Source organism: Enterobacter sp. 148H3 (genome assembly GCF_034107425.1).
Taxonomy (GTDB): Bacteria; Pseudomonadota; Gammaproteobacteria; order Enterobacterales; family Enterobacteriaceae; genus Enterobacter; species Enterobacter vonholyi.
Window position 1 is genome coordinate 139,674 of record NZ_JAWNEI010000002.1, and the last position, 13,750, is coordinate 153,423.

The window sequence follows — 13,750 nt, forward strand, 5'->3', positions numbered from 1 at the left end:
CGCCATACTTGCTCTGTCAAAATTAATGGTGGCAGCATATCTAAAGATGGGGAGGTGCTGATGAGTACAGCAATCATTGTTGATGACCATCCGGCTATTCGTATGGCGGTGGGTTCTTTATTGTCTGAGGATCCACAGTTTGTCGAGATATTTGAAGCCGGTAGTGGTGATGAGGCTCTTGAAATTGTACGTTCTAATATCATTGATTTGTTTCTTATTGATATTTCACTCCCGCATTATGACGGTTTCACATTATTAAAGAAATTGCGTAGCATGAAAGTGACAGGAAAGGTCCTTTTTCTTTCAGCGAAAAATGAAACTGTCTATGCTTATCGAGCCATGAAATTAGGCGCAGATGGGTTTATTAGCAAGGATAAAGATATTGATGATATACTTTTTGCCTCAAAAAATGTTCTTCGAGGTTATTCTTTTTTCTCCCCTGATGTAATTAATATGATATCTAAGGGACTTGATCCAGATAAGCCAATCGACTCAGCTATGCGGTTGACAACAAGAGAGATTGAAGTCCTTAAATATTTGGTGAGTGGCTTATCAAATAAACAAATAGCAGGCGTGATGGCAATTAGTAACAAAACTGTGAGCGCATATAAAATAAGGATAATGGATAAGCTTAATGTCTCATCATTGATGGAATTGACTAATTATGCCCATATTCATAACTTGGCTTAAAAACGATAAAATTTTTTTTATTGTTACCTCTGTTTGCTTGCTTCTCCTCGTGGTACTGTCTCCAATTGCTAATGCCCAAACATGTAAGCAAGGGATTCCCCTGGAAGTGCTCAGTTCAGCGCAGAATTTTGTTGAACCGTTTGAGCCTGTGCCCGAAGTAACAGAATTCAACAAAAGCAATCCTGTTATCAACGTTGGTGTTGTAGGTGTAGGAAATATTCCCTTCATTTTCCAGACTAGCGATCATGTGGCCAGAGGTATTGTTCCTGATTATTTGAATGTTATATCTGAAATTTTATCTGTTAAGTTCAACGTCATTTCCTATTGTGATTACGCTTTAATGGTAAATGCATTAAAGAATCACGAAGTAGATGTAATTATGGGGACACCATTACCACCTCAGGATGATCAGATAGTATCTCGGCCGTTTTTTACCAATTTATTGGTTGAGGTACGCCAAAAAAAATGGCGTGGGAATTCGCGACGTCACCCAGAGCGTATAGCTATTTCACGAACGGTTCCTCTTTCTCCTGAGCTACTATCAAATTATAAAAATGATCATATAAATATCTTTCCCTCTCAGTTACAGGGCATGCTTGCTGTTTCTTCTGGAAAGGCGGACTTATATGTGGGAAATGCAACTGCAACCAATTTTATCATTGATCGTATGCAGTTGTTAAATCTTGAAATAAGAAATTTCGCCTCTTTTCATCAGGCTCAATACACTTTTACTGCTTTGGAAGGCAAGCAAAAAATAATTAACGCACTAAACTCGGCGCTTCTTAATATATCAACCCGAGCCGCGGCGGATATACAAATACGATGGTCAGGATTCAAACCGCATTACAATATTGCTGATACAGTTCGTCTTAATCAACAAGAAAGAAATTGGATTGAGGAAAACCCGGTTGTCTACTATTCAGCCCAGCAAGACTGGATACCAGTGATGTTCAACATGCCAGGTGCCGAGAAATTTGGCGGCTTGGCTGTAAGTTATCTCGATCTCATTAGTAAACGAACTGGTATTATCTTCCGGCCTGTTTCTGTCAGTACCGCTGACGAGGCTTATGAGAAATTTCACGACCGAAAAGTAGACCTGCTCGTTACAAATACCATACGGAAAGACAAGTCACATATGAGTTTTTCTGCACCGCTTGCGCGCATGTTGTGGTCTGTCTTAGTGCGTAATGATAATGAACAGATTAACGCAATTAGCGATCTTGCAGGACGTAAAGTCGGTTATTTATCTGTAAATAATCCTGAATCTGTCATTCTTGACAAGGTTGTATATAAAAGAATTGAATTTGTTCCTTCACCGAACATGTTGACGTTACAGACATGGTTGCAACAAGGGAAAGTTGATGCTGTAGTGGCGGATTTACTCACAGCCAATTACCTTGCGGCTTTGCCGCTTCAGCCACCGTTGAAAGTTGCAACAATAGCTAGCGAGTCGGCAATTCCTCTGACATTCGGCGTCCAGGATACATCTCCAATCCTGCTAGGTATTATTAATAAAGTTATCGGTTCTTTGACGCAGGAGGAAACCGAGAATCTTCTCAGCGACTGGAGTGTTTATCAGGATAATAGTCTCTATTCCCTGGATGGACACCAATCAGGCTTGATAATTAGATTTCTGGAAGTCGGTTCTATCATTCTACTTGTAGGGGGAATATGGCTCGGGTATATGCTTTTTAAAAAATGGCGACAAACAATCGGCTTGCGACGGCGGCTCAAGCTGAGAGAAACATTAATCAATGGATTACCTTTTGCTGTTTTTATCCGAACGGCAAGTGGCAGTCTGGAAACATATAACCAGCATTTTGCAGATTCTCAAGGGCATCACTGGCAATTTTCTCCAGAACAGGGGTGGCCGAAGGATACACCCTTGAGTTTGGAAATTGATCGACTATGTAATGTCGTTCAGCATACAGGGGAAGCTTTGTTACGTGATATGAACATTCTTGTCCGGGGGATTGAGCGCGATCTGTATTTATGGATTATTCCCTTAGGCGATGCGGATGAAAATCTTCTTGGTGGCTGGCTGGATATTAGCCACAGAAAGGAAGTTGAACGCCAGCTGGTATCGGCTCGTATTGAAGCAGATACTGCAAATAGAGCTAAAAGTAAGTTTCTTGCAACGGTAAGTCATGAGCTACGTACACCAATGAACGCTATTCTTGGTTTACTTGAGCTTGAGATTAAAAGTAGTAAACCAGTAAGTCGTCAGGCACTTACAACAGTGTTTGCTTCTGCGCAAATGTTGTTACGTTTACTTAATGATATTATTGATACTGCCCGCATTGAATCCGATCAGATGGATATTCATCCGGAAACATGCAACCTTAAGGAAGAGCTACAACGACTATCAGCAATATATCAGCCGGTTGCGGCTGAAAAAGGACTACGGTTCGGTTTTTGGGTCGATGACGAAATGCCAGAATATGTCATTGCGGACATGCTTCGTATTCGCCAGGTTGTAGGGAATTTGATGAGCAATGCCATTAAGTTCACGCCAGGAGGAGGGGTTAGCGTGGATGTCTTGTGGTCTGCCAACTCTCTGGAGCAAGGGGAGTTACAGATTGATATTGCAGACACAGGGATTGGTATGACCGCTGCGGCCCAGCAAGGTTTGTTCCGTCCCTTTAGCCAGGTGCATGACGTTGAAAGGGCTCAGCCCGGCGGCTCAGGCCTGGGGCTCTGGATATGTCGACATTTGGTTGAAAAAATGTCTGGCACTCTTGAGCTTGAAAGTAAAGAGGGGGGCGGGACTACGGTTTTTTTACGGCTTCCTGTTCTGATATCAACTGAGGCAAAAAGTGATTTGCAGACGGTTTCTGACTTTTCCGAAGGGGAAATATGCAGGGAAATACTGAAAGTACTGATCGTTGATGATCTGGAAGCCAATAGAATTTTATTGCAACAGCAGCTGGAGTATCTGGGACTGATTCATTTTAGGCAGGCGAGCAATGGAAGCGAGGCGCTCGGTCTTATGCAGGAGCATCTCCCTGATTTAGTCATAACCGATTGTAATATGCCGATAATGGATGGACTACAGCTTACAAAAATAATTCGTGACACGCCTGAACTGGCACATATTACCGTTATTGGTTGCACTGCTGACGCCAGACCAGAAACTTACCAGCACTGTCTGGCAGTGGGGATGAATGACTGTCTTATAAAGCCTATCGGAATAAAGCAATTAAGCCAGATGCTGATGCAATTTTATTCTGTAAAAGGAGATATATTCTCTAAGGAGACAGATGAGTTAGTAGCTTTCCCTCCTCTGCCTGCATTGTTTCAGGCATTGAGGCGCTTTAGGGGGGGCCAGGAACATGTTCAGCAGATGCTTATCTTGATTGATAAAACGAATAAAGAAGATGAAGATTATTTCACTAAAATATTTCAGGATAAAAATATTGACGAGATTAATAACCTTATTCATAAAATAAAAGGAATGGCGCGACTTATTCAGGAAGAGAGGCTAATTGAATTAAGCGAAGAGATCAATTCGAACATCAGTTTGCACAAGGAAATGCCTGAACCAGCGGCTTTATATCGCTGGCATGATGAATTTTTAAGAGTCAAAAGTCGCATAGAAAAAGCGGTCTCGGCATTTCAGCCGTGATGATAAGTACCATCTTTGCGGGGAGGCCTGATTGCGCTGTAATTTTCGTTATACATCTCTTTCAGGATAGTGGTCTATAAACCATGCAGTTATAATGAATATCGCTTTAAGGGCATGTACGCAGTGAAGAATCAATCAGGCTGGAAGTGGCAGGCAGAGGTGGGAAACGAGCGCCCCCATCTGTTTAATCGGTATTTAAAATGCAAAAACCCGCCACGAGGGCGGGTTCTTTAAATAGTGGTGCCCGGACTCGGAATCGAACCAAGGACACGGGGATTTTCAATCCCCTGCTCTACCGACTGAGCTATCCGGGCAACGGGGCGCATTAAACCCGATCTGCCCGGTGGCGTCAACGAAAAATGTTGTTTTCGTTACGGACTGCGCAATCTCTCACCATTTCGCCGCATCCTTAAGCGAAAAAGTGCGTCCAGAGCGCGGAGAGCGGCATGGCGAGCAGCAGCGCGGGCAGCATGTTCACCACGGCAAACATCTTAATCCCACAGATGCGCAGCCCGGTAGCCAGCAGCAGCAGGCCGCCGACGGCGGTAAAGTCTGCCATCATCGCTGGCGTAGTGAGCGGGAGAATTAACGTGGCGCAGGTGGCAAGCGCCAGCTGAATAAGCAGCATCGGGACGCAAATCGCCGCGACGGCGATGCCGAGCGTGGTGGCAAAAATAGTGGCGGTGAAGAAATCAAGAAACGCTTTTGCAATCAAAATGCTCGGGTCGCCCGTCATCCCTTCCTGCATCGAACCGAAAATCCCGGTGCCGCTGGCGCAAAACAGAATAATGATGGCGACATAGTTCTGAATAAACGTCTCGTGCGTGCCGTGTTTCGCCTTGCCCGGTCGGGCAATCAGGTTTTTGGCTTTACTCACCGCGCTGTTAATGCCTTTTTCCAGATTGCAAAATTCGCCAATCAGCGCGCCGAGCAGGGTGGCCAACACCATCACCGGCAGGTTGGCGCATTTGATCACCAGCAGAATACCAATCCCTAACGATGCCAGGCCGAATATTGAGGGCATGGAGGTGCGAATCCGCTCCGGCAGCCGCTGGCTCAGCACGGCGCCGAGTACGCCGCCCAGCAATACGGCTCCTGCGTTAATAAATGGCCCGATAACCAAAGTTAACTCCTGTTATTTAATCATTGATATTGCATTATTATGGCACGGCAGGGCTTCGCGGGCCTTAGCTTTGGCTGATTTCGTGCATACTGATTCCTTCTTGCACCTCAAAATAAAAGGTGACATTATTGCGCGAATTTTCTCCTCCCTGTCTCACCGCCCGGTGAGGGTAACTGCGCCTATGAAAACCATGAAAATTGCCGTCAGCCGCGAGCTGCTCTCCACTGTGTCTACGCACCGCGAAAAGGTGACGCTGGACAGCACTGATTTTACCGATGTGGCGGCCGTCGTCATCACAACGGCTGAAAGCCGCAGCGGTATCCTTGCACTGCTGAAACGCACGGGCTTTCAGCTGCCGGTGTTTATTTTCTCTCCGGAGCCAACGGAGGTGCCCGACGGCGCCACCGCGGTCATCTCGGGCAAAGCTCAGGAGTTTCTGGAACTGGAGAGCGCTGCCAGCCGTTATGAAGAGAATCTGCTGCCGCCTTTTTTCGACACCCTGAGCCAGTATGTGGAGATGGGCAACAGCACTTTCGCCTGTCCCGGACACCAGCACGGCGCCTTTTTCAAAAAGCACCCGGCAGGGCGGCAGTTCTATGATTTCTTCGGTGAGAACGTGTTTCGCGCCGATATGTGCAATGCCGACGTGAAGCTGGGCGATCTGCTGATCCACGAAGGCTCCGCCAAGCACGCGCAAAAGTTCGCGGCGAAAGTTTTTAACGCGGATAAAACCTACTTCGTGCTGAACGGCACGTCAGCGGCCAACAAGGTAGTGACCAACGCGCTGCTGACCCGCGGCGACCTGGTGCTGTTCGACCGCAATAACCATAAGTCTAACCACCACGGGGCGCTGATCCAGGCGGGTGCCACGCCGGTTTACCTTGAGGCCGCGCGTAACCCGTTTGGCTTTATTGGCGGGATTGACGACCATTGCTTTGACGATGCGTATCTGCGGAACCTGATCCGAGAGGCGGCGCCGGAGAAAGCCGACGAGCCGCGTCCGTTCCGCCTGGCGATCATTCAGCTTGGCACCTACGACGGGACGATCTACAACGCCCGTCAGGTGATCGACAAGATCGGCCATCTGTGCGACTACATTCTCTTTGACTCCGCCTGGGTGGGCTACGAGCAATTTATTCCGATGATGGCAGAAACGTCCCCGCTGTTGCTGGAGCTGAACGAGAACGATCCGGGGATTTTCGTAACCCAGTCTGTGCACAAACAGCAGGCCGGGTTTTCGCAAACCTCGCAGATCCATAAAAAGGATAACCACATTCGCGGTCAGGCGCGTTTCTGCCCGCACAAGCGGCTGAATAACGCGTTTATGCTGCATGCCTCCACCAGCCCGTTTTATCCGCTGTTTGCAGCGCTGGATGTGAATGCCAAGATCCACGAAGGGGAAAGCGGACGCAGGCTGTGGGCGGAGTGCGTCGAGCTGGGGATTGAAGCGCGCAAGGCAATCATTGCCAACTGTCATATGATCAAACCGTTTATCCCACCGGTGGTAGCGGGGCGGCCGTGGCAGGATCATCCGACGCACGCCATTGCCAGCGAGCTGCGCTTCTTCAGCTTCGAGCCGGGGGCCAAATGGCACGGCTTTGAGGGCTATGCAAGCGAGCAGTACTTTGTCGACCCGTGCAAGCTCCTGCTGACCACGCCGGGCATCAATGCCGAAACCGGCGAGTACACGGATTTCGGGATCCCGGCGACGATTCTGGCGCACTATCTGCGTGAAAACGGCATTGTGCCGGAGAAATGCGACCTTAACTCGATCCTGTTCCTGCTGACCCCTGCCGAAAGCAGCGAGAAGCTGGCGCAGCTGGTGGCGATGCTGGGACAGTTTGAACAGCATATTGAAGACGACACGCCGCTGGCGGACGTGCTGCCGACGATCTTCCAGAAATACCCGGTGCGCTACCGGGATTACACCCTTCGCCAGCTGTGTCAGGAGATGCACGATCTCTACGTCAGCTTCGACGTGAAGGATTTGCAGAAAGCGATGTTCCGCAAGGAGAGCCTGCCTGAGGTGGCGATGAATCCGCAGGATGCCAATCAGGCGTATATTCGCGGAGACGTGGAGCTGGTTCGCATACGGGATGCCGAAGGGCGGATTGCTGCCGAAGGGGCGCTGCCCTATCCGCCAGGCTTGCTGTGCGTGGTGCCGGGTGAAATCTGGGGCGGGGCGGTACAGCGTTACTTCCTGGCGCTGGAGGAGGGCATCAACCTGCTGCCGGGCTTCTCGCCGGAACTGCAAGGCGTTTACAGCGAGAAGGATGCCGACGGGATTAAGCGGCTGTATGGGTATGTGCTGAGATAGTGCGGGCTGCTGCCCTCACCCTAACCCTCTCCCCCTGGGAGAGGGAACGTCTCATCAAACCGCACTACGCTTGTACATCCTCCTCGGATGCCCGATCTTGCCGTACAGCATCTCCACCGTCAGAAAACCCGACTCGACGCAGTGTTCCAGATAGCGACGGGTGGTGGTTTTACTCAACCCCGTCTCGCTCACCACCTCATCCACGGTAAAGCAGTGCGTTGCCTTGTCGTTAAACAGCGACTGCACCCGCGCCAGCGTATTTTCCTCAATGCCTTTGCTGCCGTTGTCCAGGCGGTAGTTTTTCGCCTGCAGCTGATACAGAGAATCGACGTTTTGCTGGTCGACAATCTTCCAGACCCGCTGCTGTTCGGCAAACTGCACAAACCGCTCCAGCGACTGGCTGAGCCGCTTCCAGGAGACGGGTTTGAGGATGTAGTCGAACGCGCCGTTGCGGATGGCCTGGCTGCAGGTGTCCATATCGCTGGCGGCAGTAATAAAAATCACCGAGCAGTTGGCGCGGGCCAGCATGGGGTTATTGATAAGCGAGATCCCTTTGCCGTCCGGCAGGTAGTTATCCAGCAGCACCAGCTGCGGCTGTTTATTTGCAAGTTCTGCCTGGGCCGCAGCCAGCGACGAGGCAATGCCCACCAGCCTCAGACGCGGATGTTTGCTTATCAGCTCCGCGTGCAGTTGCGCCAGTTCGTTCTCGTCTTCAACAATCAGTACGTCGATAAGTTCATGTTGCATAGTCGGTGTCTTCCAGTTGCCGGGCGGTTCCCGTGGCCGGGATAAACAGGGAGAAAATGGCGCCGCGCGGGGTATTATCGGCAACTTCTATTGCGCCGCCAGCCTGTGTGACATAGCTTTCGATCAGATACAGACCAATCCCATGATCGCCGCGCGTCTTGGTGGTGATGCCGCGTTCAAAGATCCGCTCACGGATCTCCGGTGTAATGCCAACGCCCTGGTCGGCGACTTCAATAATCAGCTCCTGGTCGCTGAGCTTTATCAGCACCTCCACCGGCGCGTGGGGATGCGGCGACCGCTGCGTCGCTTCGATGGCGTTATCCAGCAGGTTACCAATAATCGAAATCAGTTCCTGCTCCCCGAGGGGAAGGAATGATTTATCCAGCCGACAGGCCGGATCGAAGCACAATTCAACGCCTTTCTCCCGCGCGCGGGCGGCTTTCCCCAGCAGCAGACCGCACAGGGTCGGGGAGCTGAAGCGTGAAGAGATAAAGTCCAGCAGCTCCTGGGCGTGTTCAGACTGCGCCTGAATGTAGCCAATCGCCTCCTCATAGCGGCCCATATGCAGCAGGCCGGAGAGGGTGGTCATCCGGTTTAACTGCTCGTGGCGCATAATCCGGAGGTTATCGACATAGCGTTTGACCTGGCTGAGCTGGGCGCTCAGCGAGTCGATCTCGTTGCGATCGCGGAAGGTGATCACCCAGCCCTGCAGCGACCCCTCAAGCATGATGTGTACCCGGCTGGCAATCACCGTGAGATCGTTAAAACGGCAAATCTCGTCATGGGTATCTTTCGCCAGCATCGTCTGCGTGTCGAAGAACGGGACCGGATCGATCACCTGGCTTATCAGCTGCCCGCGCAGTTCACGGGCCGGCTGGCTCAGGCCCAGCAGCTTGCGCGCCGCCTGGTTGATGACTTCAATCCGCCTTTGATCGTCAATGGCAATTACCCCTTCATAAATAGACTCCATCATGGCCTTCTGCTGACGCACCAGCAGGCCGATCTCGCGCGGCTCAAGTGAGAAGATCTGCTTCTTAATACTGCGGGTAAAGAACCAGGAGAAGATAAAGAGAGCAATCAGCAGCAGCACGGCGGCAATCAGAATGTTGACCACCTTACTGACGGTAATGGTGTCCAGGTAGCTGGTGAGATAGCCGACCGAAACGATGCCGACCACCTGTCCTGCAGCGTTGAAGATGGGGGCTTTACTGCGCAGCGAAATGCCCAGCCCGCCTTTGCGGATGGTGGTGATGCTTTTACCCTGCAATACGGCTTCGTTGTCACCGCCTACCAGCGTGGTGCCCACTCTGTCGGCAAAGACGGAGTGAAAAAGATGCTGGCCTTTATTATCACCAATCACAATAAAGCTGGCGTCGCTATGCGCAGAAATCTTCTGCATAAAATCATGGATGGCGTTGATATTCTTTTGTTCAACTTCATTACGCAATGTCGGAATAAGCGCAATCTCTTCAGCCTGTATTTTGGCTCGCGTACTCATTTCCTGATAAAGCTGTTTCCCTACGTCGGCATAATAATATCCGCCCAGTAACGCAAAAAGCACTGAGAAAAAGGCAACCAGCGAAATAAACAGCTTGATCTGGAAAGAGACTTTCATAACTATCACGCAAGGTAGCGACAAAGATCGCCAATATATCATCTTTTTTTGCGCGTACGCCCGCTTTGCCGAAAACTTGTGATCCCTTGCACAGCGGGCGCTGTAAAAGCGTTATCCAAAAGGCTAACGTGCTTTGGGCTGCATGAACAAATGTTATTTCTTTGTTCAATTCGGAAAAGAAACCATTAAAACCACGGCAATAAATAAGGTGTAAATCACATTAAATAAAAGAAACCATTAAAACCATAGCTGCCATTAAAACTTCGCTTTTAATATGCCATCCCTCACATAAAGTAAGCCTTTGTGACTCTAAGCTGAACGCACAAAATAACCAAGGGGCTTATTATGAGCACAACTGACGATTCTTTCTCTGTTACCCACGACCCGATTGAAATTCAGCGACCTTCGCTCAAAGAGCGCTGGTGGCATATTATGGACACCTGGAAAATCGGGATTATTCCTCTGCCGCTGTTCGTTCTGGCGGGCGTGCTGATTGCGATTGATTGCCTGGGCGGAAAACTGCCGAGCGATATCGTGGTGATGGTCGCCACGCTGGCCTTCTTCGGCTTTGCCTGCGGCGAGTTTGGCAAACGCCTGCCGATTGTCGGCAAGCTCGGCGCGGCGGCGATTTGCGCCACCTTTATCCCTTCCGCGCTGGTCTATTACGGCCTGCTGCCGGACGTGGTGGTCGAGTCCACCACCAAGTTCTACAAATCCACCAACATTCTCTATCTCTACATCTGCTGCATTATCGTCGGCAGCATCATGAGCATGAACCGCACGGTGCTGATCCAGGGCTTCTTGCGCATTTTCTTCCCGATGCTGTGCGGCGAAATCGTCGGCATGCTGGTAGGGATGGGCGTCGGCCTGGCGCTGGGCCTTGAGCCTTTCCAGATCTTCTTCTTTATCATTCTGCCGATTATGGCGGGCGGCGTGGGCGAAGGTGCAATCCCGCTCTCCATCGGCTATGCCACCCTGCTGCATATGGATCAGGGCGTGGCGCTCGGCCGCGTGCTGCCGATGGTCATGCTCGGCGGGCTGACGGCAATCATCATCTCCGGCTGCCTGAACCAGCTCGGTAAACGCTACCCGCACCTGACCGGTGAAGGCCAGCTGATGCCTAACCGCGCCAATGCCGATGCCACCGTCTCTCAGCCTGCATTCTCCGGCAAGGCGGACGTGACCACTATCGCCTCCGGCGCGCTGCTGGCGGTGCTGCTCTACATGCTGGGCATGCTCGGCCACAAGCTGATTGGCCTGCCTGCTCCGGTCGGCATGCTGTTTATGGCGGTTCTGGTGAAGCTCTGTAACGGTGCCTCTCCACGCCTGCTGGAAGGCTCTCAGGTGGTGTACAAATTCTTCCAGACCTCTGTGACCTATCCGATTCTCTTTGCCGTTGGCGTGGCTATCACCCCGTGGCATGAACTGGTGGCCGCCTTCACGCTGACCAACCTGCTGGTGATTATCAGCACCGTCTCCGCGCTCGTGGCGACCGGGTTCTTCGTCGGCAAAAAGATTGGTATGCACCCGATTGATGTCGCCATCGTCTCCTGCTGCCAGAGCGGTCAGGGCGGTACCGGCGACGTGGCGATCCTGACCGCAGGCAACCGCATGAGCCTGATGCCATTCGCCCAGATTGCTACCCGTATCGGCGGGGCGATTAACGTCTCTGTCTCACTGCTGATTCTGGGCAACTTCCTCGTTTAAGTTTTCAGGAAAGAACAATGAAACTCGCAAGCTTTTTATTCCAGGGAAAACGCAGCTACGGCATCGTCCAGGCCGACGGCGTGATTGATTTAGGCCGCCGTCTTGGCGACCGCTACAGCGACCTTAAAGCGCTGCTGCAGGGCAACGGGCTGGCACAGGCTACCCGCTACCTGAACGATGCCGTGGACGTGCCGATGAGCGCCATCACCTTCTTACCGGTGATTGAGCAGCCGGAAAAAATCCTCTGCGTGGGCATGAACTACGCCGACAAGCGCAAGGAGTTTGACCAGCACAACCCGGCCCCAACGCTGTTTGTCCGTTTTCCGGATTCACAGACCGGCCACAACGAACCGGTGCTGAAGCCGCGCCACTCTAGTGAATTCGACTACGAAGGCGAGCTGGCGGTGATCATCGGTAAAGGCGGGGAAAACATCAGCCGTGACGACGCCCTGCGTCACGTGGCGGGCTACAGCTGCTACATGGACGGCTCCGCCCGCGACTGGCAGCACACCTGGTTTACCGCCGGTAAAAACTGGCGCAAAACCGGCGCGTTTGGCCCGTGGATGGCCACGGCAGATGAGATCCCCGATCCGCACAGGCTTGCAATCCGCACCTGGCTCAACGGCCGCATGGTGCAGGAAGACAACACCAGCAGCATGATCCACAAGGTTGCTGAGCTGATCGAGTACATCAGCACCTTCACCCGCTTAAGTCCTGGCGATGTGATCATCACCGGATCCCCGGGCGGGGTGGGTAAAAAGCGCAATCCGCCGCTGTTTATGAAAGAGGGCGATCGCATTGAGGTGGAGATCGAGCATATCGGTCATCTCAGCAACGTGATCGTGGAAGCGCCAGCCATCGGGCTTGCGGCAGCACATTAAGTAAGGCGGCAGCATGCAATCGCAACCCATCGATTTTCGCCACACCCTCGTGGCGAAACACCCGGAACGCTTAAGCCAGATCCGCTACCTGCTGGCAGACAGCGGCCTTGGCCTGGACAACGACATCACGCTGTTCGTCGAAGCCTGGTCCGGCTCGCAGCTGGTGGGTTGCGCAGGGCTTGCTGCCAACGTCATCAAATGCGTGGCGGTCAACGAGCAGCTTCGCGGCGAGAACCTCAGCGCGCGGCTGCTGGCAGAGGTGGAAAATGCGGCGCTGGAGTGCGGCCATTTTCACCTCTTCCTCTGCACCCGTCCGTGCAACCGGGAGCGCTTTGCCCGCAGCGGCTTCTGGCCGATTGCCCAGAGCGGGAACAACGCGGTGCTGATGGAGAACACCCCGCAGGGGATCGAGCGCTACTGCCGTTCCCTGCGCGCGAAGCGCAAGTGCGGGGAGAACATTGGCGCGATAGTGATGAACGCCAATCCGTTCACCCTCGGCCACCGCCATCTGGTGGAGCAGGCGGTGCAGCGGTGCGACGCCCTGCACCTGTTCGTGGTGCGTGAGGACGCCTCGTTCTTTCCGTTCAGCGCCCGTCTGGAGATGGTGCGCGCGGGGGTGGCGCATCTGCCGAACGTCGTGGTGCATGAAGGCTCGCAGTACATCATCTCTCGCGCCACCTTCCCGGCCTACTTCCTGAAGGAGACCGGCAAAGTGCAGCAGGCGTGGAGCGAGATCGACGTGCTGATCTTCCGGGACTTCATTGCCCCGGCGCTGGGCATCACGCACCGCTTCATCGGCTCGGAGCCGTTCTGCGACATTACCCGCCAGTACAACCAGACGCTGCACGACCTGCTGGCCTCGCATATTGAGGTGGTGGAAATGCCGCGCATCAAGGCCACCGGTAACGCCATATCGGCGTCCGAAGTGCGTCGATTACTGAAGACACAGCAGTTTTCCCGGATCCGGGAGATTGTCCCGGACTCCACCTTCGCGCATCTCGAAACGCATTACCGTGCGAGTGCGGAAGTCGCTTAACTACCAGGA

At 52.2% G+C, this 13,750-nt stretch carries 9 protein-coding genes and 1 tRNA gene; 6 read left to right on the plus strand and 4 right to left on the minus strand.

Annotated features, from left to right (window positions below; genetic code table 11):
• The first annotated feature begins 57 nt into the window (after positions 1 to 57).
• Complete coding sequence (locus tag USH94_RS02910) at positions 58 to 690, plus strand: response regulator transcription factor (RefSeq protein ID WP_111963343.1); 633 nt, start codon at positions 58 to 60, stop codon at positions 688 to 690.
• Complete coding sequence (locus USH94_RS02915; RefSeq protein ID WP_111963242.1) at positions 665 to 4,315, plus strand: ATP-binding protein; 3,651 nt, start codon at positions 665 to 667, stop codon at positions 4,313 to 4,315. The genes USH94_RS02910 and USH94_RS02915 overlap by 26 nt, the downstream gene beginning before the upstream one ends.
• Positions 4,316 to 4,553: 238 nt before the next feature.
• Here USH94_RS02915 and USH94_RS02920 read toward each other — a convergent pair.
• Both USH94_RS02920 and USH94_RS02925 read right to left on the minus strand, forming a co-directional pair.
• Positions 4,554 to 4,629, minus strand: a tRNA-Phe gene (locus USH94_RS02920).
• 95 nt (positions 4,630 to 4,724) lie between these two features.
• Positions 4,725 to 5,438 carry a DUF554 domain-containing protein gene (locus USH94_RS02925; RefSeq protein ID WP_111963241.1) on the minus strand — a complete coding sequence of 238 codons (714 nt, stop codon included), beginning with the start codon at positions 5,436 to 5,438 and terminating at the stop codon, positions 4,725 to 4,727.
• Between the two features lie 181 nt (positions 5,439 to 5,619).
• Here USH94_RS02925 and USH94_RS02930 point away from each other — a divergent pair, with 181 nt between their 5' ends.
• On the plus strand, positions 5,620 to 7,755 hold the full coding sequence (locus USH94_RS02930; RefSeq protein ID WP_111963240.1) for an ornithine decarboxylase: 2,136 nt from the start codon (positions 5,620 to 5,622) through the stop codon (positions 7,753 to 7,755).
• Positions 7,756 to 7,809: 54 nt separating this feature from the next.
• On the opposite strand, the gene USH94_RS02935 is transcribed toward USH94_RS02930, so the two are convergent.
• A complete protein-coding gene (locus USH94_RS02935; protein WP_111963239.1) occupies positions 7,810 to 8,502 on the minus strand; it encodes a response regulator in 693 nt (230 codons plus the stop codon).
• Positions 8,492 to 10,117, minus strand: a complete 1,626-nt coding sequence (locus USH94_RS02940; protein WP_111963238.1) for a sensor histidine kinase — start codon at positions 10,115 to 10,117, stop codon at positions 8,492 to 8,494. The genes USH94_RS02935 and USH94_RS02940 overlap by 11 nt, the downstream gene beginning before the upstream one ends.
• Positions 10,118 to 10,462: 345 nt before the next feature.
• On the opposite strand from USH94_RS02940, the gene USH94_RS02945 reads away from it, so the two are divergent.
• The 3 genes from USH94_RS02945 to citC are packed head-to-tail and all read left to right on the plus strand — an operon-like array spanning position 10,463 to position 13,741.
• Positions 10,463 to 11,824, plus strand: coding sequence for a 2-hydroxycarboxylate transporter family protein (locus USH94_RS02945; protein WP_047173580.1), 1,362 nt, complete (start codon positions 10,463 to 10,465; stop codon positions 11,822 to 11,824).
• Between the two features lie 17 nt (positions 11,825 to 11,841).
• Positions 11,842 to 12,705 (plus strand): fumarylacetoacetate hydrolase family protein, encoded by an 864-nt coding sequence (locus USH94_RS02950; protein WP_111963237.1) that lies wholly within the window; start codon positions 11,842 to 11,844, stop codon positions 12,703 to 12,705.
• Positions 12,706 to 12,718: 13 nt separating this feature from the next.
• Complete coding sequence (gene citC, locus USH94_RS02955; RefSeq protein ID WP_111963236.1) at positions 12,719 to 13,741, plus strand: [citrate (pro-3S)-lyase] ligase; 1,023 nt, start codon at positions 12,719 to 12,721, stop codon at positions 13,739 to 13,741.
• Positions 13,742 to 13,750: the final 9 nt, after the last annotated feature.